Here is a 22,613-nt window from a genome sequence, read left to right on the forward strand (position 1 = left end):
GCCATGGAAACCAAAGCCAACTACGTGCTGATCGGCGCGTTCACCCTGATCACCGGCCTGGCCCTGCTGGCCTTCGGCCTGTGGGCCGCCAAGTACTCCTCCGACCGCACCTGGCAGGAATACCGCGTGGTGTTCCGCGAAGCGGTGACCGGCCTGTCGGTGGGCAGCCCGGTGCAGTACAACGGCATCGCGGTGGGCTCGATCACCGAACTGAACCTGGTACCGGACGACCCGCGCCAGGTGGTCGCGCGCATCCGCCTGAACTCCAACACGCCGGTCAAGACCGATACCCGCGCCAAGCTGGCGATCACCAGCCTGACCGGCCCGTCGATCATCCAGCTCAGCGGGGGTACGCCACAGTCGCCGGCACTGACCACGGTCAACAAGGACCCGGCACCGATCATTCCGACCACGCCCTCCGCGCTGCAGAACATCACCGACGTCGCCAACCGCATCGTCGAGCGCATGGACCAGATCCTCAGCGACCGCAACGTGGCTTCGATCAACGCGACACTGGCCAATCTGGAAACCATCAGCGGTGGGTTGGCCGACCGTGACCAGGGTACCCAGGCGCTGCTGCTCAGCGCACGCGATGCCGCCCGCAGCCTGGACACCACGCTGAAGACCACCAACGGCACCATCGAGCGCCTCGACAAGAACCTGGTGCAGCAGCTGCCCGGCATCATCGACAAGCTCGACGGCACCCTGGCCAAGCTTGATTCGGCCGCCGGCAACGCCGATTCGATCCTTGGCGAGAACCGCGCCGCGATCAACAGCTTCGCCAACGATGGCCTTGGCCAGCTGGGTCCGACGCTGACCGAGCTGCGCGGCCTGATCCGCGACCTGCGCCGGGTCAGCGACCGCCTCGAGAACAACCCCGCGCGCTACCTGCTGGGCCGCGACGCACCGAAGGAGTTCGAACCCAAATGAGCCCGACCACCCTTCCGCGCCTGCTGCTGGCCGCTTCGATGGTCCCCCTGCTGGGCGGCTGCTCCATCCTTGGCAGCAGCGAGAAAACCGCGGTGACGCTGTACTCGCCCTCGGTGCAGGTGAAGGCGGACCCGGCATGGCCGCAGGCCAGCTGGCAGCTGGTACTGGCCAAGCCCAGCGCCGCGCGCATGGTTGACAGCCCGCGCATCAACGTGCGGCCGACGCCGTCGCAGATGGAGATCTACAAGGGCGCCAGCTGGGTCCAGCCGGCTACCGACATGATCGAGGACACGCTGCTGCGCGGCTTCGAGGATTCCGGCCGCATCCGCGGCGTCGCCCGCAGCACCGCCGGCATCCGTGCCGACTACAAGCTGTCCACCGACGTGCGCCGCTTCGAATCGGATTACCAGGGACAGGCCACGCCGACGGTGGTGATCGAGGTCAACGCCAAGCTGATTCACGTCGCCGACCAGCGCGTGGTCGCCGACCGCACCTTCCGTCAGGCGCAGCCGGTCGGCAGCACCGATGTTCCGGCCGTCACCGCCGCCTTCGAACGTGGCCTGCAGCAGCTGGCGCAGGACGTGGTGGGCTGGACGCTGACCAGCGGGCAGGCCGACCAGCCGACCGTCGCACGCTGATCGATCAGCGCGGCGTGATCCAGCGGAACGTCAGGTTGATCCGCTCGCCCTGCACCCGCGTCATCTTCGGCAGCGCGTGCTGATAGAACTGCTGGGTCTGACCGGCCATCACCAGCAGATCGCCATGGCCGAGCAGATACTCGGCCTTCCGCGCCGGGTCATCGTGCCGGCGCAGCAGGAAACGGCGTGCCACGCCCAGGCTCAGCGAGGCAATCACCGGCATGGAACCCAGTTCGGGTTCGTCATCACTGTGCCAGCCCATGTAGTCACCGCCGCCGCGATAGCGGTTCAGCAGCACGCTGTTGAAGCGGCCCAGGCCCTCGGTTTCCAGCCGCTCGCGCATGCTCTGCAGGGAAGGCAGCCAGGGGTGCGGCACGAATTCAGCGCCGGAATAGCGGTAGCGCGCCTGCGGATCGCCGATCCAGCAGCTCAGCCGCGGCGAATCCACCCAGTTGCCGAACATGCGGATGCGATGGACCTCCCAGGGGACTTCGGCCTGCAGCGCGGACAGGAGCCGGTCGGCATCGGTCGCGGCCAGCCAGCCCGGCAGGTGCTGGACATCGGCATCGGGCAGGTCGTGGGGGAACAGCATTGAGACCCCGCAGGATGAGGGCGGCACCGGGCCGCCCTCACGACATCAAGCGCGTTGAAACACCACGCCAGTCTTTTCCTTCAATTCGTCATCGCTGACGCCCGGTGCGGCTTCCACCAGCAGCAGGCCGTTGTCGGTGACATCGAACACGGCCAGGTCGGTGATGATGCGATCGACCACGCCCACGCCGGTCAGCGGCAGCGTGCATTCGGCCAGGATCTTGTGTTCGCCGTTTTTGGCGGTGTGCTCCATCAGCACCACCACGCGCTGCACGCCGGCCACCAGGTCCATCGCGCCGCCCATGCCCTTGACCATCTTGCCGGGCACCATCCAGTTGGCCAGGTCGCCCTTGTGGGTGACCTGCATGGCGCCGAGGATGGCCAGGTTGACGTGGCCGCCGCGGATCATCGCGAAGCTGTCGTGGCTGCCGAAGTAGCTGGCACCGGCACGTGCGGTGACGGTCTGCTTGCCGGCGTTGATCAGGTCGGCGTCCACTTCGGCGTCGGTCGGGAACGGGCCGATACCGAGCAGGCCGTTCTCCGACTGCAGCCACACATCCACGCCTTCGGGAATATGGTTGGCGACCAGGGTCGGCAGGCCGATGCCCAGGTTCACGTAGGCACCATCGGTCAGTTCGCGGGCGGCGCGTGCCGCCATCTCATCGCGGGTCCACGCCATGTCAGTTGCCCTCCGCGCGGATGGTGCGCTGTTCGATACGCTTTTCAGGATGCGGGTTGTGCACGATGCGGTGCACGTAGATACCCGGCAGGTGCACCTGGTCCGGATCGATGGCGCCGACCGGCACGACCTCCTCCACTTCCACGATGCAGACCTTGCCGGCCATCGCGCAGGCCGGGTTGAAATTGCGCGCGGTCTTGCGGAACACCAGGTTGCCTGCTTCGTCGGCCTTCCACGCCTTGACCAGCGCGACATCGGCACGCAGCGCGGTCTCCATCACGTAGTGCTTGCCGTCGAACTCGCGGGTTTCCTTGCCTTCGGCCACCACCGTGCCGTAGCCAGTGGCAGTGAAGAACGCCGGGATACCCGCGCCGCCGGCACGCAGGCGCTCGGCCAGGGTGCCCTGCGGGTTGAATTCCAGCTCCAGCTCGCCGGCCAGGAACTGGCGCTCGAATTCCTTGTTCTCGCCCACGTAGGACGAAATCATCTTCTTGATCTGCCGGGTTTCCAGCAGCTGGCCCAGGCCGAAGCCATCGACGCCGGCATTATTGGAGATCACGGTCAGGCTCTTGGCGCCACTGTCGCGCAGCGCGGCGATCAGTGCCTCGGGAATGCCACACAGGCCGAAGCCGCCCACGGCCAGCGTCTGGCCATCGGCGACCACCCCTTGCAGGGCCTCCGCCGCACTGGCGAAGCGCTTGCCGCGCTTGCCGGTGGAAGTCGATTGCTGCATCTCTACTGCCCTACCCGGTGAGAATGCTGCCATTCTAGCGGCACACCCGTTGCCGGCTGGGGTGCGCCGCAGCATGAACCGGTATGCGCGGCTGCCTTTCCGTAGAATGTCCCCTCCCCGCTTGCGGTGCCCCTGGCAACGCGTGCCGCAGATGGAGAGGACAGGACGACGCATGGCCGTAGTATTCACCGGAGGGGAACTGTCCCGCTGGCTGGATGCCGGGACACTGGAAAGAGGCAGGCAACGCGCAGGTACCGTGCACGAACTGCACTACCGGGCACCGCTGCTGACCGCGCAGGTGGAAACCTGGCAGGTGGCCATCGACCTGGACGCCAGCGCCCGCGCACCCTACAGCCCTCTTCAGAGTCGCTGCACCTGCCCGGTGGGGGGCCACTGCGAGCACGTCGCTTCCGTCCTGCTGGCTGCACTGGACACGTCACTGGAGGGCGACTCGGGCCCGCTACGTCCCACTGCGCATCCGACGCTGCCAACCCTGCCGATCCAGGCGATGACGCCGATCCTCCATCTGCACAGCCTGGAGTACCGTCCCGACTGGCTCACCGAGCGTGATCCTTCGCAGTGGCTGGACGTCGCCACCATCGCGTTCGAGTACGACGAGCACGTGCGCTTTCTCGACGACCCGTCGTTGTTTGTGCATGGCCCGCAGGGCCAGCTCTACCTGCTGCCGCGTGACCTTCACGAGGAGGCACGACGCGAAGATGAACTGCGCAGCGTGCATCTGCACCGTGAGCGACAGCCACGCATCGTCCTGGACGGCGCCGGCCCATTGTTCGAACTGCGCAGTTTCGACTGGACCCGCTTCCTGCTGGACGACGTGCCGCGGCTGGAGGCCCTGGGCTGGAAGGTAGAGACGGACGACGATTTCCGCCATCGCATCACCCGGGTGGATGAGATCGACCTGGACATCCAGGCGGACCCGACGGACGGGAGCTGGTTCAATCTGGGCCTCGAGATCGAGGTGGACGGCCACACCGTGCCCATGGTTCCGCTGCTCCAGCAGGTGCTGCACGCCGACCCACGCTGGTCGCGCGCGCAGCTGGACGCGATTGGCGATGACGAGAACATCCTGCTGACTGCCGGCGGCAACACGCGCCTGGCACTGCGGGCATCGCGATTGAAGCCAGTCATTGCCCTGCTCGCCGATCTGTTTACCCAGCGCGGCGCGCCGCTACGGCTGTCGACGCAGGACCGCGGTCGCCTGCAGGCGCTGCAGGACGACGCACACCTGCGGCTCCGGGGCCACGGGGACACCCAGGCACTCGTACAGCGCCTGCTGCAGGCGCCTGCGCCGGAAGACGTGGCACCACCGGCCGGATTGCTGGCGACGCTGCGTGGCTATCAGCGCGAAGGCCTGTCGTGGCTGCAGTACCTGCGGCAGCAGCGCCTGGGCGGCGTACTGGCCGATGACATGGGGCTGGGCAAGACCCTGCAGACCCTGGCCCACCTGCTGGTCGAGAAGGAAGGTGGCCGCCTGGACCGGCCGGCGCTGCTGGTGGTGCCGACCTCACTGCTGCACAACTGGCAGAGCGAGGCGACGCGCTTCACCCCGGGCCTGCGCGTGCTGGCCCTGCATGGGCCCGGGCGTGAAGCTTCGTTCGCGTCCATCCCCGAGCATGACCTGGTGATCACCACCTATCCGTTGCTCTGGCGTGATGAAGAGGCCTTGAAGGCCCATGCCTACCACCTGCTGATCCTCGACGAAGCGCAGCAGGTGAAGAATCCAAAGTCGCGCGCCGCAATCACCCTGCGCACGCTGCAGGCGCGTCACCGGCTGTGCCTGACCGGCACGCCGCTGGAAAACCACCTCGGCGAACTGTGGACGCAGTTCGACTTCCTGCTGCCCGGCCTGCTCGGCAGCGAAAAACAGTTCAACCAGCATTGGCGCCACCCGATCGAGCGCGGCAGCGATCACCGCCGAGCCCAGCTGCTGGCGCAGCGGCTGCGCCCCTTCATCCTGCGACGGCGCAAGGACCAGGTCGCCGCCGAACTGCCACCGAAGACCCTCATCACCCGCGCGGTAGCGATGGAGGGCGGGCAGCGTGATCTCTATGAGACCGTGCGTGCCGCGATGGAAAAGCAGGTCCGCGAGGCGATCAGCGACAGCCGACTGGCGCGCAACCACATCAGGGTGCTGGATGCGCTGCTGAAGCTGCGTCAGGTCTGCTGTGATCCGCGCCTGCTGCCGGGCGACGCCCCGGCACGCAATGCCGGCTCGGCCAAGCTGGAGCTGCTGCGAGAGATGCTGCCGTCGATGGTCGAGGAAGGCCGGCGCATCCTGGTGTTTTCGCAGTTCACCGGCATGCTTTCGCTGATCGCGCAGGCGCTGGACGATCTGGGACTGGCCTATGTGACCCTGACCGGCGATACCCAGGACCGGGCCACGCCGGTGCAGCGTTTCATGCAGGGCGAAGTACCTGTGTTCCTGATCAGCCTGAAGGCCGGTGGCGTGGGGCTGAACCTGACTGCTGCAGACACCGTCATCCACTTCGATCCCTGGTGGAACCCGGCCGCCGAAAACCAGGCCAGTGACCGCGCCCATCGGATCGGCCAGCAGCAGCCGGTGTTCGTCTACCGGCTGATCGCCGCAGGCAGCATCGAAGAACGGATTGCCGAGCTGCAGGAACGCAAGGCCCTGCTGGCCGACTCGATTCTCGAAGGCGGCGGCAGCACGGGGCCACGTTTCAGCGAGGAGGACGTCCAGGCGCTGCTGGCGCCGTTGCCGGGCCTGCCGGCCAAGCGCACCCGCCGGCCAGGCCGGCGACCACCGCAGGCCTGATCCGGGGCGCCAGTCAGGTGGCGTTCTCCGATGGAAACGATTCCCATACGGGACTGGGACTACAATTGAGGGCTGAGCTCACAAAGGATCTGATCGATGCCCCTGCCCGCCTTCAAGGCCTACGATATCCGCGGCCGCGTGCCGGAAGAACTGAACGAAGACCTGGCCCGCCGCATCGGCGTCGCCCTGGCCGCGCAGCTCGCTCCCGGCCCGGTGGTCCTCGGCCACGATGTGCGCCTGACCAGCCCGGCGCTGCAGGATGCACTGGCCGCAGGCCTGCGTGGTACCGGTCGTGAGGTGATCGACATCGGCCTGTGCGGTACCGAAGAGGTCTACTTCCAGACCGATCACCGCGGCGCAGCCGGCGGCGTGATGGTGACGGCCAGCCACAACCCGATGGACTACAACGGGATGAAGCTGGTCAAGGAGAACGCCCGTCCGATCAGCTCCGATACCGGCCTGTTCGCGATCTCCGATGCGGTCGCCGCCGATGCGTCCGAGGCCCAGCCGCCGAGCGCCGGGCAGACCGCCCAGCATGACAAGAGCGCCTATATCCAGCATCTGCTGAGCTACGTCGACGCCGCCAAGCTCAAGCCGCTGAAGCTGGTGGTGAATGCCGGCAACGGTGGTGCCGGTGCCATCGTCGACCTGCTGGCGCCGCACCTGCCGTTCGAGTTCATCCGCATCTGCCACGAACCCGATGGCAGCTTCCCCAACGGCATTCCCAACCCGCTGCTGCCGGAAAACCGCGCCGCCACCGCCGACGCAGTGCGCGAACACAGCGCCGACTTCGGCATTGCCTGGGACGGTGACTTCGACCGCTGCTTCTTCTTCGACCATACCGGCCGCTTCATCGAGGGCTACTACCTGGTCGGCCTGCTGGCCAAGGCCATCCTGGCACGCAATCCCGGTGGCAAGATCGTGCATGACCCGCGGCTGGTATGGAACACCGTGGAAATGGTTGAGCAGGCAGGCGGCGTGCCGGTGCTGTGCAAGAGCGGTCACGCTTTCATCAAGGAAAAGATGCGCGCCGAAGATGCGGTGTACGGCGGCGAAATGAGCGCTCACCACTACTTCCGCGAATTCGCCTATGCCGACTCCGGCATGATCCCGTGGCTGCTGATCGCGCAACTGGTTTCCGAGAGCGGCCGCTCGCTGGCCGACTGGGTCGAAGACCGCATGGCGGCGTATCCCTGCAGCGGAGAAATCAACTTCAAGGTGGCCGATGCCAAGGCTGCGGTGGCACGCGTGATGGAGCACTTCGCCGCGCAGTCGCCGGCGCTGGACCATACCGATGGCATCAGCGCCGACTTCGGCGACTGGCGCTTCAACCTGCGCAGCTCCAACACCGAGCCGCTGCTGCGACTGAACGTCGAAGCCCGCGGTGATGCAGCGCTGATGCAGGCGCGTACCGACGAAATTTCCCATCTCCTCCAGCAGTAACCAAGGAAGACCATGAGCAACATCCAGCCCGTCATCCTCTCCGGTGGTTCCGGTACCCGCCTGTGGCCACTGTCGCGCGAGGCGTATCCGAAGCAGTTCCTGCCATTGGCGGGAGAACTGACGATGCTGCAGGCCACCTGGCAGCGCGTCGCTCCCATCGCCGCGCACGGTCCGCTGGTGATCGCCAACGAGGAGCACCGCTTCGTCGCTGCCGAACAGCTGCAGCAGGTCGGCGCCGAGCCGGCTGCGATCATCCTTGAGCCGGTCGGCCGCAATACCGCCCCGGCCATCGCCGTGGCCGCGCTGGAAGCTACCCGAGACGGCGCCGACGCGCTGCTGCTGGTGCTGCCCTCGGATCATGTGATTGCCAATGAAGCCGCGTTCCATGCAGCCGTGAAGGCTGCAGCCAGTGCCGCCGAAGCCGGCAAGCTGGTCACCTTCGGCATCGTGCCGGCCGGTCCGGAAACCGGCTACGGCTATATCAAGGCTGCCGACGGCCAGGGCCTGCGCGCGGTCGAGCGTTTCGTCGAGAAGCCCGACCTGGACACCGCCACCGGCTACGTCAGCAGCGGCCAGTACTACTGGAACAGTGGCATGTTCCTGTTCAAGGCCTCGCGTTACCTGCAGGAGCTGGAGCGTTTCCAGCCGGCGATGCTGGCCGGCAGCCGCCAGGCCTGGCAGCAGGCGCGCCGCGATGCCGACTTCACCCGTCTGGACAAGGCTACCTTCACCGCCGTTGCATCCGACTCGATCGACTATGCGGTGATGGAAAAAACCGAAGACGCCGTGGTGATTCCGTTGGACGCCGGCTGGAACGACGTCGGTTCGTGGACCGCACTGCGCGATGTCTCGCATCAGGATGGCGATGGCAATGCGCACCAGGGGGACGTGATCGCCATCGACTGCCGCAACACCTATGCCTATGCACAGCGCCTGGTGGCACTGGTCGGCCTGGATGACGTGATCGTGGTCGAGACCGACGACGCAGTGCTGGTCGGCAAGGCTGACCGCATGCAGGAGGTCAAGACCGTGGTCGCTCAGCTGAAGGCTGAAGGCCGCAGCGAGGCCACCTGGCATCGCAAGGTCTACCGCCCCTGGGGGGCCTACGATTCGATCGACAACGGCGAGCGTTTCCAGGTCAAGCGCATCACCGTCAAGCCCGGCGGTACGCTCAGCCTGCAGATGCATCACCACCGTGCCGAGCACTGGATCGTGGTCAGCGGCACCGCCGAGGTAACCCGCGGCGACGAGGTGATCCTGCTCAGCGAAAACCAGAGCACGTACATCCCGCTGGGCGTGACCCATCGCCTGCGCAATCCGGGCAAGCTACCGCTGGAACTGATCGAGGTGCAGTCCGGCAGTTACCTGGGCGAGGATGACATCGTGCGCTTCGAGGATACCTACGGACGCAGTTGAGGTTTGCCCGGGGTCGGATCCCGTTGCTGCGCAACGGGCTCTGACCCGTTCCTGATCGGCCCGGCAGCACTGCGTCGCCGGGCGTTGCCCGGCGCTACTGCCATCAGGTCAGCCCGGCCATCACCCGCTTCAGACCATCCTGCCAGCTCGGCAGTACGATGCCGAAATCCTGCTGCAGCTTGCGATTGTCCAGCACCGACCAGGCCGGGCGTTTGGCCGGGGTCGGATACTCGGAACTGGGAATCGCTTCGACGGCCGGCACCTTGGCCAATACGCCCGTCGCCAGCGCTTCAGCGAAAATCGCTTCGGCAAAGCCATGCCAGCTGGTCTGCCCCGACGCCGTCAGGTGCCACGTTCCCGACAGCGCGCCCGGATGCTGCAGCGCCTGCACGGTGACATCGGCAATCAGCGCGGCCGGTGTCGGCGTGCCGATCTGATCGGCCACCACACGCAACTGGTCGCGCTCGGCGCCCACCCGCAGCATCGTGCGCAGGAAATTGGCGCCATGCGAGGCATACACCCACGCCGTGCGGAAGATCAGATGACGACCGCCGGCCGCGCGAACCGCATGCTCGCCATCGCGCTTGCTGGTGCCGTACACGCCCAATGGCGCGGTCGGCTCGTCTTCGCGGTAGGGCGCGCTGCCCTGGCCATCGAACACGTAGTCGGTGGAGTAATGCACGAACGGCACGCCGTGCGCCGCACACCAGCGCGCGATCATGCCCGGCGCCTCCGCATTGGCGACGAAGGCGGCCTCGGCATCCTGCTCGGCACGATCAACCGCCGTGTAGGCGGCCGCGTTGACCACCACCGATGGCTGCAGGCGATCCAGCAATGCCGGCAGGCTGTCGGGCTGGCCGAAATCGGCGGTTTCGCAGGCACTTCCGTCGGGCAGTTGCCCGCTGCGGGTCGTTGCGACCACCTTGCCCAGCGGCGCCAGCGCGCGCAGCAGCTCCTGGCCGACCTGGCCATTGCCGCCGAACACCAGCACCGTCACGGGATGTAGACCGGCAGGCGGTCTTCAGCAATGTCCTTCAGGAACGGAGCGTTCTCGTCTTTCGCCGACAAGGTCGGTGCACTGATCGGCCAGTCAATTGCGATGTCAGCATCGTTCCAGCGGATACCCGCATCCGCTTCCTTGACGTAGACATCGGTGCACAGGTAGCTGAACAGCGCACGTTCGGAGAGCACGGCAAACCCATGCGCGAAGCCTTCTGGAATCCAGAACTGCTTCCTGTTTTCCGCACTCAGCACCACCGCTTCCCACTGGCCGAAGGTCGGCGAGCCACGACGGATGTCCACGGCCACGTCATAGACCTCGCCCTCCAGCACGCTGACCAGCTTGCCCTGTGGGCGCGGCCACTGGTAATGCAGGCCACGCAGCACGCCCTGTGCGGACGTCGATACGTTGCTCTGCACGAAACGGTCCGGCAGGCCCAGCACAGCGAAGCGCTCGGCATTCCAGGTTTCGAAAAAATAGCCACGCGCATCGCCAAACACGGCCTGCTCGATGATCTTGCAGCCGGCAAGCTTGGTTTCAATCACTTTCACGGAACAACTCCACGCAGCGCGAGTTTATGCAGGTACTGGCCGTAGCCATTCTTGATCAGCGGTGCAGCCAGCGCTTCCAGCTGTTCGGCGTTGATCCAGCCCTTGCCGAAGGCGATTTCTTCCGGGCAGCACACCTGCAGGCCCTGGCGGGTCTGGATGGTCTCGATGAAGTTGGACGCTTCCAGCAGCGACTGGTGGGTGCCGGTATCCAGCCAGGCATAGCCACGGCCGAGCGCTTCCAGGTGCAGGTTGCCCTGGGCTAGGTAGCGCTTGTTGAGATCGGTGATCTCCAGTTCGCCACGCGGCGACGGCTTCAGTTCGGCTGCGTAATCGCTGGCGTTGCCGTCGTAGAAATACAGGCCGGTCACCGCATAGTTCGAGCGCGGGTTCTCCGGCTTCTCCACCAGGTCGATGACCTTGCCGCTGGTGTCGAACTCGGCCACGCCGTAACGTTCTGGATCATTGACCCAGTAGCCGAACACGGTCGAGCCATCCACGCGCTCGTCGGCGCGCTTGAGCACGTCGCGCAGGCCGTGGCCGTGGAAGATGTTGTCGCCCAGCACCAGGCAGCTCGGCTTGCCGGCCACGAAATCGCGGCCGATCAGATAGGCCTGGGCCAGGCCATCCGGACTCGGCTGCACCGCGTACTGGATGTCCATGCCCCACTGCGAGCCGTCGCCCAGCAACTGCTGGAACAGTGCCTGTTCGTGCGGGGTATTGATGATCAACACTTCGCGGATGCCCGCCAGCATCAACACGCTGAGCGGGTAATAGATCATCGGCTTGTCGTACACCGGCAGCAGCTGCTTGCTGACGCCCTTGGTGATCGGATACAGCCGCGTGCCGGAACCGCCGGCCAGGATGATGCCCTTACGTTGCGTCATGTTCTCTCCCGGCCTCAGGCGGCAGTGCCGATGCGCTGCAGGCGGTAGCTGCCGTCGAGCACGCCGTTGACCCAGTTCTGGTTGTCCAGATACCAGTCGACGGTGAAGGCGATGCCCTGCTCGAAGGTGTAGGCCGGCTCCCAGCCCAGGTCGTTCTTCAGCTTGGAGGCATCGATCGCATAGCGGCGGTCATGGCCGGGGCGGTCGGTGACGTAGGTGATCTGGCTGCTGCGCGGCTGGCCATCCGCACGCGGGCGGCGCTGGTCAAGCAGCGCGCAGATGGCCTGCACCACTTCGATGTTCTGCTTTTCCGAGTTGCCGCCGACGTTGTAGGTCTCGCCGACCTGGCCCTTGGCCAACACGGTGCGGATCGCCTCGCAGTGGTCAGACACGAACAGCCAATCGCGCACCTGCTTGCCATCGCCGTACACCGGCAGCGGCTCACCGGCCAGCGCCTTGGCGATCACCAGCGGGATCAGCTTCTCGGGGAAGTGGTACGGGCCGTAGTTGTTGGAGCAGTTGGTGGTCAGCACCGGCAACCCGTAGGTGTGGTGGAACGCACGCACCAGATGGTCCGAAGCCGCCTTCGACGCCGAATACGGCGAATTGGGCGCGTACTGGGTCGTTTCACTGAATTTTCCGGTCTCACCCAGCGTGCCGTACACCTCGTCGGTGGACACGTGCAGGAAACGGAACGCCGCGCCCTGTTCGGCCGGCAGCGCCTTCCAGTAGTCACGGACCGCTTCCAGCAGGCCCAGGGTGCCCACCACATTGGTCTGGATGAAGGCGCCGGGACCATCGATGGAGCGGTCAACGTGGCTTTCGGCGGCGAAGTTCACCACGGCATCCGGCTGATGCTCGGCCAGCAGTCGGGCGACCAGTTCGCGGTCGCCGATGTCGCCCTGCACGAACAGGTGGTTGGGATTGCCGTCCAGGCTGGACAGGGTCTTCAGGTTGCCCGCGTAGGTCAGCACATCGAGGTTGATGACCTTGACGCCGCGCGCGACGGCCTCGAGAACGAAGTTACCGCCAATGAATCCGGCGCCGCCGGTGACAAGCCATGTGGGCACTACCTGTTCTCCTGATCGTGATTCGTGAGACGGGGCCTTCATGGCCACGACAATGCAACGTTGAAGGATACAACGGGCCTGCGGTAACACGCGATCACACAAGTGAACTCAGGCCGACTGCATTGCTGCATCGCAACAGCCAAAGTCAGTCACCATACGCATTCGCATGGTCACCTCAAGCCAGCTAGAATCGGGGTCCCACCCCCGAACCGGTTGCTGCTCCAGGACCGGACGTTCTCCCCGTTATTGAAGGACCCCGTACCAGATGAAAATCCTCGTCGCGTACAAGCGCGTGGTGGACTACAACGTCCGCATTCAGGTCAAGCCGGACGGTTCCGGCGTGGTCACCGACGGCGTCAAGCTGTCCCCCAACCCCTTCGATGAAATCGCCCTGGAAGAAGCCCTGCGCCTGCGCGACAAGGGCATCGCCAGCGAAGTCGTGGTTGCCACCATCGCCCCGGCCGACGCCCAGGCGCACCTGCGCAACGGCCTGGCCATGGGCGCCAACCGTGCCATCCACGTCGTCACCGACCAGGCCATCCAGCCGCTGACCGCATCGCGCACCCTGCTCAAGCTGATCGAAAAGGAACAGCCGGATCTGGTGATCCTCGGCAAGCAGGCCATCGACGACGACGCCAACCAGACTGGCCAGATGCTGGCCACGCTGTGGGGCCGCCCGCAGGCGACCTTCGCCAGCAAGCTCGAAATTGCCGATGGCAAAGCCACGGTGACCCGTGAAGTCGACGCCGGCCTGGAAACGCTGGAAGTGGATCTGCCGGCCGTGGTCACCACCGATCTGCGCCTGAACGAACCGCGCTTCATCAAGCTGCCGGACATCATGAAGGCCAAGGCCAAGCCGCTGGAGACCCTGCAGCTGGCCGACCTCGGCGTTGAAACCGCCGACACCTTCAAGACCACCCATTACGCCGCGCCGTCCAAGCGCAGCAAGGGTGTGATGGTCAAGGACGCGGCCGAACTGGTTGCCGCACTCAAGCAGAAGGGGTTGCTGTAATGAGCAGGATTCTCGTCATCGCCGAGCACCACGACGGCAAGCTCAACGCCGCCACCGCCAAGACCGTCAGTGCCGCCGCCGCCATCAGCGGTGCCAGCATCGACGTGCTGGTGCTGGCTGCCGACCCGAGCGCCGTGGCCGCTGACGCCGCGAAGATCGCCGGCGTCGCCAAGGTCCTGACCGTGGCCAATGCCGCCAACGCGCAGGCCATCGCCCAGGTGCTGGCGCCGCAGATCGCACAGCTGGCCAAGGGCTACACCCACGTATTCGGCCCGTCGACCACCTTCGGCAAGGATCTGATGCCGTGTGTCGCCGCCCTGCTCGGCGTCAACCAGGTCTCCGACCTGATGAGCGTTGAAGGCAGCCACACCTTCAAGCGCCCGATCTACGCCGGCAACGCGATCATCACCGTGGAAGCCCCGGCCGACCAGATCGTGGTCGCCACCGTGCGTGCCGCCTCGTGGCCGGAAGCCGCCCAGGGCGGCAGCGCCGCCATCGAAGCGGCCAACGTCGATGCTGCCCTGCCGACCCACACCCGCTTCGTCGGCCTGGCCGCCGGTGCCAGCGACCGTCCGGACCTGCAGAGCGCCAAGCGTGTGGTGTCGGGTGGCCGTGGTGTTGGTTCGGAAGAGAACTTCAAGGTCATCTTCCAGCTGGCCGACAAGCTCGGTGCCGCCGTCGGCGCCTCGCGTGCCGCCGTTGACGCCGGCTACGTGCCCAGCGACCTGCAGGTCGGCCAGACCGGCAAGATCATCGCGCCGGAACTGTACGTGGCCGTCGGCATCAGCGGTGCCATCCAGCATCTGACCGGCATCAAGGATGCTGGCACGATTGTCGCGATCAACAAGGACGGCGACGCGCCGATCTTCGAGATTGCCGATATCGGCCTGGTGGGGGATCTGTTTGCGATCCTGCCGGAGCTGGAAGCCGCGCTGGGCTGACGCAAGCCCGATCCCCGCAGCTGCAGGGCCTGCCCCCGGCTGGAGCATCCGCTCCAGCGGGGGTTTTGCCATTCCAGGGGTACGTTCAGCCTTCTTCCGGTAGCCACATCCTGGGAACTGCCCGCTGTAGCCGGAAATGCCTGGCGCGTCAGGCAATCATCATGTAGATGAATGATGGAGCGGGTTCGACGGCCCACGCCGCACCGATAGCGCGGCATGGCAACCGTCCTGGCGAGCAGGCTACGCGATGGGACCGCAGAGCCCTGCCGCGCGCAGGTGCATGACTGGCGACGGCCGCTGTGCATGCGGCCGGTAAAGCTATAATCAACGACTGCCGACACTGAACGTGGCGCGCGGCGGAAGGCCGGGAGACTCCCTGTCGCCCCTCGCGCAACAACGCGGTGTCATTCACGTGCCAAGGCAGGGCGCTCAAGGGTCCACTACGCCATGACAGAAGCGACGCCCTCTCCGCCGTATGGTGGAGAACTCCCACTGGAAATCTCGGTCGTGGCGCCTGTCTATGGCTGCCAGGGATGCCTGGAAGACCTCGTGGACCAGGTCGAGGCCGCGATCGCAACACTGGGCGTCAGCTTTGAAATGATCCTGGTCGACGACGCCAGCCCCGACGGCGCCTGGGCCCGGATCACCGAACTGGCCGCTGCCCGGCCCTGGCTGCGCGGCCTGCGCCTGTCGCGCAACTTTGGCCAGCATTCGGCCATTTCGGCCGGCATAGAACACGCACGTGGTCGTTGGACGGTAGTGATGGACTGCGACCTGCAGGACGTTCCCCGCGAAATTCCCGCGTTGTACCGCAAGGCCAACGAAGAACACCTCGATGTTGTGTTCGCACAACGCCTGGAACGTCAGGACAAAGCGCTCAAGCGGCTGTCTTCGTGGGCCTTTTTCGGTCTGCTGGGTTGGCTCACCGGCGTACCGCAGGACCCCAGCACGGCCAACTTCGGCATCTACCATCGCAAGGTCATCAATGCAGTATGCAGGATGCCCGAACGCGATCGTTCGTTCCCGTTGATGGTCAAGTGGGCCGGCTTCCGTACCGGCAAGCTGCCGGTCCAGCACCAGGCCCGTACCGTGGGCGAAACCTCGTACACCCTGCGCAAGCTGCTCACCCTGTCGACCAACATTGCGCTGGGCTACTCGGAAAAGCCGCTGCGCATGGTGGCCGGCACCGGGATTGCCTGTTCGCTGGTCGCCTTCGTGCTGGTGGCGCTGAGCCTGCTGCGCTGGTGGGACGGTGATATCGAAGTGGCCGGCTACACATCCATCATCGGCTCGGTGTGGCTGATCGGCGGCCTGGTGATGTTCTGCCTGGGCGTAGTCGGCCTGTATGTCGGCCAGGTTTTCCGCAATGTGCAGAAGCGCCCGTACTACATCGTCGCCGACGCGGTGAACGATGCACAGGAAGCCCGATGAACCTTCACATCGACAACGGCGAAGGACGGATCACCGCGCGCCTGACCCCCTGGGACGAGCGCGCCCTGGGCTTCGTCACCGCAGAGGTGACCGCACTGGACGTCGCCACCTCGGCACATGCAGCGCCATTGCTGGTCGAACTCGAGCGTTGGTGCGCCACCCACTCGGTGCGCTACCTGTTCGGCCGCATCGATGCCACACAACCGGTGGCCAAGGCGGCCCTGCTCCAGCACGGATTCGCCTTCGTTGAGACCTCATTGACCGTTTCGCGCAGCGGCTTCGCCAACCTGCCCCAGGTTCCGCGCGGCATGCTGCCGACGCTGCGTCCGGCGACCGCTGGCGATGTGGCCGAGCTGCGGCAGATTGCCGCCACCGACTTCGCGCACGGCCGCTTCCTGGAAGATCCCGCCATCGATCCTCAGCGGGCCGCGGTACGCACCGCCAACTGGATCGAAGACATGGTCACCGGGGGCCTGGCCTACGTGGCCGAATCGCGCGGCCGCGTCATCGGCTTCCATGCCGAACGTGTTGCTGCAGACCGCAGCAACTGCGAACTGCTGTTGACCGGCGCTTCAGGCCCTTACGCCATGCTGGCCCTCCCGTTGTGGATCACCGCGCTCGAGTCGTTGGGCGCGCGTGGCATCCCGCACTGTACGACCCTCGTTTCCGCCGCGAATACGGGCATCATCAATCTGTATGCCCGGCTTGGCTTCCACTTCAACAGCACCCTGTTTGGGTTCAGGAAATTCCTATGAACGATACCGTTACCGAAGATCAGGTCGTTGCCGTATTCGCCCGCGTGCTGGGCATCGCCGCCGACAGCGTGAGCGACGATCTGCGTTACAACACCATCCCGCAGTGGGATTCGATCGCCCATATGTCGGTGGTCGCCGCACTGGAAGAAGCCTTTTGCGTGATGATCGACATGGATGAAGTGATCGACATGAGCTCGGTGGGCAAAGCGCGCGAAATCCTGCGCAAGCACGGCGCAGCCGTTTGAGCATGGCCGGCGCCGCACCCGTCATCCTGGTCACCGGAGCATCGCGCGGCATCGGTCGCGAGATCGCCCTGCAGCAGGCCTCGCGGCAGGCGCAGCTGGTACTGGTGGCCCGCGATGAAGAGGCACTGGCGGGGCTGGATGCACAGATCCAGGCGCTGGGTGCGCCGGCTGCGCTCTGTGCCGCGCTCGACCTGACCGACGCCGATGCCATCGCGGGGCTGTTCAAGCAGATCTTCGCCCGCTTCGGCCGGCTGGATGGGCTGGTCAACAATGCAGGTGTGCTGCACGAGGGCCTGCTCGGCATGATCCGTGCCGAGGACATCGACCAGGTCCTGGCTGTCAACGTCAAAGCACCGCTGATGGCGATGCAGTACGCCTCGCGGCTGATGGCGCGTGCCGGCAAGGGCAGCATCGTCAATCTGGTCTCGATCATGGGTGTCAATGGTGCCGCCGGGCTCAGCCTGTACGCTGCCAGCAAGGCTGCACTGGTCGGCGCCACCCGCTCGGCCTCGAAGGAACTGGCCCCACGCGGCATCCGCGTCAACGCGGTCTCGCCGGGTTTCATCGATACCGACATGACGCGTGGCATGCCGGAGGCCGCGCACGCCAAGCGTGTCGCGTCCATTGCGATGGGGCGCGCCGGCACCCCTGCAGAGGTGGCCGAACTGGTTGGCTTCCTGCTCAGTGATGCTTCCGCCTATGTCACCGGGCAGGTAATTGGCATCGACGGACAAATGGTGGTCTGAATGCCGTTCTGGAACCTTGAACAACACGGGTCGCGGATCGCGCTGATCGATGGCGGGCAGACGCTGGACTTCGCGTCGCTCGCCCGCCTTTCCGACCAGCACGCCGCGCGGCTGCCCGAAAGACGCGGCATGGGTTTGCTGTGCATGCCCAGCCATACCGAGGCCGTGGCGCTTTACCTGGGCGCTCTGCGCAGCGGGCGTCAGGTTCCGTTGCTGCTGCAACCCGACACCGATCCGGAACTGCTGGCGGCGCTGGTGGCGCATTACCAGCCTGACTGGGTCGCCGCCGCGTGTCCGGCGCCGGATGGCTACCAGACCGTGCACCAGGGCCAGGCGCTGGCCTTGCATCTGCGCGGCGCTGGCCTGGCCAACGAGGTACCGCACGCCGATCTGGCGCTGCTGCTGAGCACCTCCGGCAGTACCGGCTCGTCAAAACTGGTGCGATTGTCCGCTACGGGCCTGGACACCAATGCCAATGCCATTGTCCAGTACCTGGGCCTGCGTGCCGATGATCGTGCGATCACTACGCTGCCGCTCGCTTACTCGTTCGGCATGTCGATCCTCAACAGCCACCTTGCCGCTGGCGGCTCAGTGGTGCTGAGCGATGACAGCCTGATGACCCGCGAGTTCTGGGACAGCGCCCGTCGCCATGGCATCACCTCGTTGTCCGGCGTTCCGGCCACCTTCGAGATACTGCGGCGCATGGGCCTGGCCCGCCTGCAGCTGCCCAGCCTGCGCATGCTGACCCAGGCCGGTGGTCGCCTGCGCGATGAGCTGGTCGCCCATTTCGCCGAATCCAGCCAGGCCCATGGCCTGGAGTTCTTCGTGATGTACGGCCAGACAGAGGCCTCTCCGCGCATCAGCTATGTTCCGGCTGCACGCATCATCGACAAGGTCGGCAGCATCGGCGTGCCGGTTCCTGGAGGCCGCATGGAAGTGGATGCCGCGAGCGGCGAACTGGTCTATTCCGGCCCGAACGTGATGATGGGCTATGCCACCACGCGTGCCGACCTGGCCAAGGGTGACGAGCTGAAAGGAGTGCTGCACACCGGCGACCTGGCCCGCGTCGACCAGGACGGTTTCCATTACATCACCGGACGCGCCAAGCGCTTCCTGAAGATCTCCGGCAACCGGGTCAACCTCGACGAAGTCGAGGCCATGCTGTCGGCAGTGCTGAGCCAGCAGATCGTATGCTCGGGCAGCGATGACGATCTGGTGGCCTTCAGCCACGGTGCCCAGGTCGCCGAGCAGGCGCAGGTACGCCAGCTGGTGCAGGAACGCTACAAGCTGTTCGGTGGCCACGTCCGTACCCTCCACCTGGATGCGCTGCCCCTGATGGCCAGCGGCAAGGTGGATTACCAGAGTCTCCGGCAGATGGCCGGACAAGGAGCTGCAAGGTGACCCTGCCTGCCACGCCGGCTGCCAACGCGGCCGCTGCCCTGGATGTCGATGTCTTCGGCCTGGACCGCAGCCAGAAGCGTGCCTGGCTGCTGGACGGCCTCAATCGCCTGACCCGCCACCATCAAGCGCGGTGCGCGCCGTATGCCGGCATCCTCGACGGCCTGTGGCCGGCCGACGACGCGGCCAGCCTGGAACAGGTACCGTGGCTGCCTGTACGCATGTTCAAGCTGCTGGACCTCAAGAGCATCGACGACGACAAGGTGTCGCGCACACTGGTGTCCAGTGGCACCACCGGCGCTGCGGTTTCCCGCATCTTCCTCGATGCCGACACCGCGCGCGCGCAGACCCGCGCACTGACCCGCATCTTCTCCCATTTCGCGGGTAGCAGGCGCCTGCGCATGCTGGTGGTCGACGACTCCAGCTTCCTGCGTGATCGCAGCCGCTTCAACGCGCGCGCCGCAGGCATCCTCGGCTTCTCCAATTTCGGCCGTGACCATCTGTATCTGCTGGACGAAGACCTGCAACCGGACTGGACTGCACTGGAGCAATGGCTGCAGGCACATCCAGATGAGCCGGTGCTGCTGTTCGGCTTCACCTTCATCGTCTGGCAGTCGTTCGTGCAGGCAGCACGCCGTGATGGCCGGCAGATCCGCTTCCCGGCCGGCAGCATGCTGGTGCACGGCGGCGGCTGGAAGAAAATGGACGAGCAGAAGGTCGACAATGTTGCCTACAAGGCCGCACTGTCGCAGACCTTTGGCATCGAACGCGTTCACAACTACTACGGCATGGTCGAGCAGGTCGGCTCGATCTTCTTCGAATGCGAGCATGGACACCTGCACGCGCCGGCCTACGCCGACGTGATCGTTCGCGACCTGCAGGACCTGCATCCGGTGCCGCATGGCACCACCGGTGCGATCCAGGTACTGAGCCTGCTGCCCGAAAGCTACCCCGGCCACAGTCTGCTGACCGAAGATCTTGGCGTGATTCATGGCGAGGACGACTGCACCTGCGGCCGCCCCGGCAAGCACTTCGCCGTGCTCGGCCGCATCAAGAACGTGGAAATCCGCGGCTGCAGCGATACCCGCACGGTACCCAAAGCATGACCAGACTGCTCTTCTCGATCCATCCGGACGCCACGCTGGAGGCTGAACTGGCGCGCCTGTCGGCACTGCCACCGCTGCTGCCGTTCAGCGCGCCACTGCGCGAGTTCGTTGCGGATTTCTCCCGCCGCGTATTCACACTGCCGCAACTGCGCCAGCATCCCGAGCTGGCCACCCTTGGCCACTGGTTCCGCGGCGCCGCGGTCAACCAGCTTTCGCAGCGCATCGGTACGCGCCCGACCGAGCTGGATCTGGCCCGCGGCCTGGTCTTCCATCTGGCTCCGGCCAACGTGGACGTCCTGTTCGCGTATGCCTGGCTGATGTCGGTGCTGTCAGGCAACACCAATGTGGCCCGCCTGTCGCAGAAGCAGAGCACCCAACGCGATGCGCTGGTCTCGATCCTGCACGACATGCAGCATGAAGGCCTGCATCCGCAGGTGCTGGAACGCGCAGTACTGCTGACGTATCCGCATGACGATGCGATCACCACGGCCATCTCCCGTCACTGCCATGCGCGTATCATCTGGGGCGGCGACGCAACGGTCGCCAAGATCCGTTCACTGCCGATCGCGCCACTGGCTCTCGAGCTGGCCTTCCCGGACCGGTTCGGCGTAGCGGTCATGCGCGCAGCCACGCTGGTCGGAGCCAACGATGCCGATCTTCAGGAACTGGCCCACCGCTTCTGCAACGACGTGCTCTGGTTCGGCCAGCAGGCCTGCTCTTCGCCGCGCACCCTGTACTGGGTTGGTGATGAGGCAGAGACCGCAGCGGCCAAGGCTCGTTTCTGGCCGATGGTACGCGCCCAGGCCGCCAGCCTGGACGACGAGCCTGCAGCGCTGATGGCCCGGGTGACCGACGCCAACCTGCTGGCGGCCACCGGGCATGGCGTACATGCGACCGATGCCATCGGCCTGTATCCACTTCGCCTGGAAGCCTCGCGTGCCGATGGCGGGATCCGCGAGATCCAGTCCGGCCACGGCCTGGTGGTGGAGATCGAGCTGCCCACGCTGGATGCATTGGCGCCACAGCTCGACGACCGCGACCAGACGCTTGTCCAGCATGGCTTCACGGCTTCGGACCTGCGCGGCTTCCTGTGCTGCCTCGGCAACCGTGCCATCGACCGCGTCGTACCATTCGGCCGCGCCCTGGACTTCCATCCGGTCTGGGACGGCACCGACCTGCTCGATGTCCTTACCCGCAAGATCACCCTGCCTGCGACCTGATCCGATGAGCTACGTTTTCATTGCCCTGACCATCCTGCTGACCGTCTACGGCCAGCTCATGCTGAAGTGGCAGGTCAGCCTCAATCCCGGGGCGACCATCGACGGCCTGAACCCGCGCGCGGTCATCACCCTGCTGCTCAATCCCTGGGTGATCAGCGCCTTCGCGGCGGCTTTCGGCGCTTCGCTGTGCTGGATGGCGGCCATCGGCCGGATGCCGCTGAGCAAGGCCTATCCCTTCACCGCATTGAGTTTCCCGCTGGTGGCAACCCTTGCGGTATGGCTCTTCCGCGAGTCCTTCGACTCGCATAAGATCGCCGGCACCGCCTTGATCATCCTGGGCGTCATCGTCCTGTCTCGCTCCGGAGCCTGAACCATGTCGCAGAAGACCGATGGGTTGCACGCAGTGCTATCACACCCAGCGGTCTACGACCTGCTGCAGAACCTGTTGGGAGCCCGCCGGTCCCGCGCCCGGTTGATCCGCGATCACATACGACCGCGTGCCGGTGACCGCATCCTGGACATCGGCTGCGGCACGGGTGAACTTTTCAGCCAGATGCCCGACGGCCTGCACTACGTCGGCTTCGATCTCTCCGAAGCCTACATCCAGGCGGCCCGCCGGCGCTTTGAAGGACGTGCACGTTTCGAGTGCATGGACGTGGCCGACTACCAGCTGGCCGGTGGCGAGCAGCAGCAGGCCGATCTGGTACTGGCCATCGGCATTCTCCACCACCTCGACGACGACCGCGCCCGTGCACTGATGCGTACCGCGCGCGCTGCGCTCAAGCCCGGTGGCCGCTTCATCTCCCTTGACGGTACCTATGTCGAAGGCCAATCAGCCATCGCGCACGCGTTGATCGCGCGTGACCGCGGGCAGAGCATCCGCACCCCCGACGCCTATCGGGCCTTGGCCGAAGCCGAATTTTCGACGGTATCGGGCCGGGTCAGGGGCGATATGCTCTACGTACCCTATACCCACTACATCATGGAATGCGTGCGCTGAGCTGCGGCCCAGTCACGTTCAGGAGCA

Annotated in this window: 23 protein-coding genes; 16 read left to right on the forward strand and 7 right to left on the reverse strand. The window is 65.7% G+C overall.

Going from position 1 to position 22,613, the window contains the following annotated elements:
- Positions 1–3 precede the first annotated feature (3 nt).
- Together VPH47_RS18510 and VPH47_RS18515 are read left to right on the forward strand one after the other, a co-directional pair.
- Positions 4–930 (forward strand): MlaD family protein, encoded by a 927-nt coding sequence (locus VPH47_RS18510; protein WP_014035909.1) that lies wholly within the window; start codon positions 4–6, stop codon positions 928–930.
- Positions 927–1,568: an ABC-type transport auxiliary lipoprotein family protein gene (locus VPH47_RS18515; protein WP_134950829.1), complete on the forward strand. Its 642-nt coding sequence runs from the start codon at positions 927–929 to the stop codon at positions 1,566–1,568. Before VPH47_RS18510 ends, VPH47_RS18515 begins: the two co-directional genes overlap by 4 nt.
- Before the next feature lie 4 nt (positions 1,569–1,572).
- Here VPH47_RS18515 and VPH47_RS18520 read toward each other — a convergent pair whose 3' ends face one another.
- The 3 genes from VPH47_RS18520 to VPH47_RS18530 are packed head-to-tail and all read right to left on the reverse strand — an operon-like array spanning position 1,573 to position 3,571.
- Positions 1,573–2,160 carry an alpha-ketoglutarate-dependent dioxygenase AlkB gene (locus tag VPH47_RS18520; RefSeq protein WP_368851437.1) on the reverse strand — a complete coding sequence of 196 codons (588 nt, stop codon included), beginning with the start codon at positions 2,158–2,160 and terminating at the stop codon, positions 1,573–1,575.
- Positions 2,161–2,205: 45 nt separating this feature from the next.
- Positions 2,206–2,838, reverse strand: a complete 633-nt coding sequence (locus tag VPH47_RS18525) for a CoA transferase subunit B (RefSeq protein WP_368851438.1) — start codon at positions 2,836–2,838, stop codon at positions 2,206–2,208.
- Position 2,839: 1 nt separating this feature from the next.
- A complete protein-coding gene (locus tag VPH47_RS18530; RefSeq protein ID WP_153856249.1) occupies positions 2,840–3,571 on the reverse strand; it encodes a CoA transferase subunit A in 732 nt (243 codons plus the stop codon).
- A gap of 172 nt (positions 3,572–3,743) precedes the next feature.
- Here VPH47_RS18530 and VPH47_RS18535 point away from each other — a divergent pair, with 172 nt between their 5' ends.
- From VPH47_RS18535 to VPH47_RS18545, 3 genes are all read left to right on the forward strand, one after another.
- Positions 3,744–6,368, forward strand: coding sequence for a DEAD/DEAH box helicase (locus VPH47_RS18535; RefSeq protein WP_368851439.1), 2,625 nt, complete (start codon positions 3,744–3,746; stop codon positions 6,366–6,368).
- Positions 6,369–6,464: 96 nt separating this feature from the next.
- Complete coding sequence (locus VPH47_RS18540) at positions 6,465–7,811, forward strand: phosphomannomutase (protein ID WP_368851440.1); 1,347 nt, start codon at positions 6,465–6,467, stop codon at positions 7,809–7,811.
- 12 nt (positions 7,812–7,823) lie between these two features.
- Positions 7,824–9,227: a mannose-1-phosphate guanylyltransferase/mannose-6-phosphate isomerase gene (locus VPH47_RS18545; protein WP_368851441.1), complete on the forward strand. Its 1,404-nt coding sequence runs from the start codon at positions 7,824–7,826 to the stop codon at positions 9,225–9,227.
- A 103-nt stretch (positions 9,228–9,330) separates the two neighbouring features.
- On the opposite strand, the gene rfbD is transcribed toward VPH47_RS18545, so the two are convergent.
- Genes rfbD through rfbB form a run of 4 tightly spaced genes read right to left on the reverse strand, consistent with a single transcriptional unit; the run spans position 9,331 to position 12,732 of the window.
- Positions 9,331–10,224 carry a dTDP-4-dehydrorhamnose reductase gene (rfbD, locus tag VPH47_RS18550; RefSeq protein WP_368851442.1) on the reverse strand — a complete coding sequence of 298 codons (894 nt, stop codon included), beginning with the start codon at positions 10,222–10,224 and terminating at the stop codon, positions 9,331–9,333.
- Positions 10,221–10,778, reverse strand: a complete 558-nt coding sequence (gene rfbC, locus VPH47_RS18555) for a dTDP-4-dehydrorhamnose 3,5-epimerase (protein ID WP_368851443.1) — start codon at positions 10,776–10,778, stop codon at positions 10,221–10,223. The genes rfbD and rfbC overlap by 4 nt, the downstream gene beginning before the upstream one ends.
- Positions 10,775–11,662: a glucose-1-phosphate thymidylyltransferase RfbA gene (rfbA, locus tag VPH47_RS18560; protein WP_368851444.1), complete on the reverse strand. Its 888-nt coding sequence runs from the start codon at positions 11,660–11,662 to the stop codon at positions 10,775–10,777. The genes rfbC and rfbA overlap by 4 nt, the downstream gene beginning before the upstream one ends.
- 14 nt (positions 11,663–11,676) lie before the next feature.
- On the reverse strand, positions 11,677–12,732 hold the full coding sequence (gene rfbB, locus VPH47_RS18565) for a dTDP-glucose 4,6-dehydratase (RefSeq protein ID WP_197611123.1): 1,056 nt from the start codon (positions 12,730–12,732) through the stop codon (positions 11,677–11,679).
- Between the two features lie 265 nt (positions 12,733–12,997).
- Between rfbB and VPH47_RS18570 the strand changes: the two genes are divergently transcribed.
- From VPH47_RS18570 to VPH47_RS18620, 11 genes are all read left to right on the forward strand, one after another.
- Positions 12,998–13,744 (forward strand): electron transfer flavoprotein subunit beta/FixA family protein, encoded by a 747-nt coding sequence (locus tag VPH47_RS18570; protein WP_153856243.1) that lies wholly within the window; start codon positions 12,998–13,000, stop codon positions 13,742–13,744.
- On the forward strand, positions 13,744–14,685 hold the full coding sequence (locus VPH47_RS18575; protein ID WP_368851445.1) for an electron transfer flavoprotein subunit alpha/FixB family protein: 942 nt from the start codon (positions 13,744–13,746) through the stop codon (positions 14,683–14,685). Before VPH47_RS18570 ends, VPH47_RS18575 begins: the two co-directional genes overlap by 1 nt.
- Positions 14,686–15,192: 507 nt before the next feature.
- Positions 15,193–16,116: a glycosyltransferase family 2 protein gene (locus VPH47_RS18580; protein WP_368851446.1), complete on the forward strand. Its 924-nt coding sequence runs from the start codon at positions 15,193–15,195 to the stop codon at positions 16,114–16,116.
- The gene (locus VPH47_RS18585; RefSeq protein ID WP_368851447.1) at positions 16,113–16,871 is read left to right on the forward strand and encodes an N-acetyltransferase family protein; all 759 of its coding nucleotides are present in this window, start codon (positions 16,113–16,115) and stop codon (positions 16,869–16,871) included. Before VPH47_RS18580 ends, VPH47_RS18585 begins: the two co-directional genes overlap by 4 nt.
- Positions 16,868–17,116 (forward strand): acyl carrier protein, encoded by a 249-nt coding sequence (locus VPH47_RS18590; protein WP_368851448.1) that lies wholly within the window; start codon positions 16,868–16,870, stop codon positions 17,114–17,116. The genes VPH47_RS18585 and VPH47_RS18590 overlap by 4 nt, the downstream gene beginning before the upstream one ends.
- A gap of 2 nt (positions 17,117–17,118) precedes the next feature.
- Positions 17,119–17,862, forward strand: a complete 744-nt coding sequence (locus VPH47_RS18595) for an SDR family NAD(P)-dependent oxidoreductase (RefSeq protein ID WP_368851449.1) — start codon at positions 17,119–17,121, stop codon at positions 17,860–17,862.
- Positions 17,863–19,263: an AMP-binding protein gene (locus VPH47_RS18600; protein WP_368851450.1), complete on the forward strand. Its 1,401-nt coding sequence runs from the start codon at positions 17,863–17,865 to the stop codon at positions 19,261–19,263.
- Positions 19,260–20,366, forward strand: coding sequence for an acyl-protein synthetase (locus tag VPH47_RS18605; protein WP_368851451.1), 1,107 nt, complete (start codon positions 19,260–19,262; stop codon positions 20,364–20,366). Before VPH47_RS18600 ends, VPH47_RS18605 begins: the two co-directional genes overlap by 4 nt.
- On the forward strand, positions 20,363–21,586 hold the full coding sequence (locus VPH47_RS18610; RefSeq protein WP_368851452.1) for an acyl-CoA reductase: 1,224 nt from the start codon (positions 20,363–20,365) through the stop codon (positions 21,584–21,586). The genes VPH47_RS18605 and VPH47_RS18610 overlap by 4 nt, the downstream gene beginning before the upstream one ends.
- A 4-nt stretch (positions 21,587–21,590) precedes the next feature.
- Complete coding sequence (locus VPH47_RS18615; protein ID WP_010480655.1) at positions 21,591–21,956, forward strand: EamA family transporter; 366 nt, start codon at positions 21,591–21,593, stop codon at positions 21,954–21,956.
- A 3-nt stretch (positions 21,957–21,959) separates the two neighbouring features.
- Positions 21,960–22,586, forward strand: coding sequence for a class I SAM-dependent methyltransferase (locus VPH47_RS18620; RefSeq protein ID WP_368851453.1), 627 nt, complete (start codon positions 21,960–21,962; stop codon positions 22,584–22,586).
- The last annotated feature ends 27 nt before the right edge of the window (positions 22,587–22,613 follow it).

The sequence above is a fragment of the Stenotrophomonas sp. WED208 genome (genome assembly GCF_040984485.1).
GTDB classification, from domain to species: domain Bacteria; phylum Pseudomonadota; class Gammaproteobacteria; order Xanthomonadales; family Xanthomonadaceae; genus Stenotrophomonas; species Stenotrophomonas riyadhensis.

Excerpts from the sequence above, each read along its gene's own strand:
- VPH47_RS18530 (WP_153856249.1), bottom strand. The coding sequence starts at position 3,571 with ATGCAGCAATCGACTTCCACCGGCAAGCGCGGCAAGCGCTTCGCCAGT.
- VPH47_RS18540 (WP_368851440.1), top strand. The coding sequence starts at position 6,465 with ATGCCCCTGCCCGCCTTCAAGGCCTACGATATCCGCGGCCGCGTGCCG.
- VPH47_RS18570 (WP_153856243.1), top strand. The coding sequence starts at position 12,998 with ATGAAAATCCTCGTCGCGTACAAGCGCGTGGTGGACTACAACGTCCGC.
- VPH47_RS18595 (WP_368851449.1), top strand. The coding sequence starts at position 17,119 with ATGGCCGGCGCCGCACCCGTCATCCTGGTCACCGGAGCATCGCGCGGC.
- VPH47_RS18545 (WP_368851441.1), top strand. The coding sequence starts at position 7,824 with ATGAGCAACATCCAGCCCGTCATCCTCTCCGGTGGTTCCGGTACCCGC.
- VPH47_RS18615 (WP_010480655.1), top strand. The coding sequence starts at position 21,591 with ATGAGCTACGTTTTCATTGCCCTGACCATCCTGCTGACCGTCTACGGC.
- VPH47_RS18515 (WP_134950829.1), top strand. The coding sequence starts at position 927 with ATGAGCCCGACCACCCTTCCGCGCCTGCTGCTGGCCGCTTCGATGGTC.
- VPH47_RS18510 (WP_014035909.1), top strand. The coding sequence starts at position 4 with ATGGAAACCAAAGCCAACTACGTGCTGATCGGCGCGTTCACCCTGATC.
- VPH47_RS18620 (WP_368851453.1), top strand. The coding sequence starts at position 21,960 with ATGTCGCAGAAGACCGATGGGTTGCACGCAGTGCTATCACACCCAGCG.
- rfbA (WP_368851444.1), bottom strand. The coding sequence starts at position 11,662 with ATGACGCAACGTAAGGGCATCATCCTGGCCGGCGGTTCCGGCACGCGG.
- VPH47_RS18585 (WP_368851447.1), top strand. The coding sequence starts at position 16,113 with ATGAACCTTCACATCGACAACGGCGAAGGACGGATCACCGCGCGCCTG.
- VPH47_RS18590 (WP_368851448.1), top strand. The coding sequence starts at position 16,868 with ATGAACGATACCGTTACCGAAGATCAGGTCGTTGCCGTATTCGCCCGC.
- VPH47_RS18520 (WP_368851437.1), bottom strand. The coding sequence starts at position 2,160 with ATGCTGTTCCCCCACGACCTGCCCGATGCCGATGTCCAGCACCTGCCG.
- VPH47_RS18525 (WP_368851438.1), bottom strand. The coding sequence starts at position 2,838 with ATGGCGTGGACCCGCGATGAGATGGCGGCACGCGCCGCCCGCGAACTG.
- VPH47_RS18600 (WP_368851450.1), top strand. The coding sequence starts at position 17,863 with ATGCCGTTCTGGAACCTTGAACAACACGGGTCGCGGATCGCGCTGATC.
- VPH47_RS18610 (WP_368851452.1), top strand. The coding sequence starts at position 20,363 with ATGACCAGACTGCTCTTCTCGATCCATCCGGACGCCACGCTGGAGGCT.
- VPH47_RS18535 (WP_368851439.1), top strand. The coding sequence starts at position 3,744 with ATGGCCGTAGTATTCACCGGAGGGGAACTGTCCCGCTGGCTGGATGCC.
- VPH47_RS18575 (WP_368851445.1), top strand. The coding sequence starts at position 13,744 with ATGAGCAGGATTCTCGTCATCGCCGAGCACCACGACGGCAAGCTCAAC.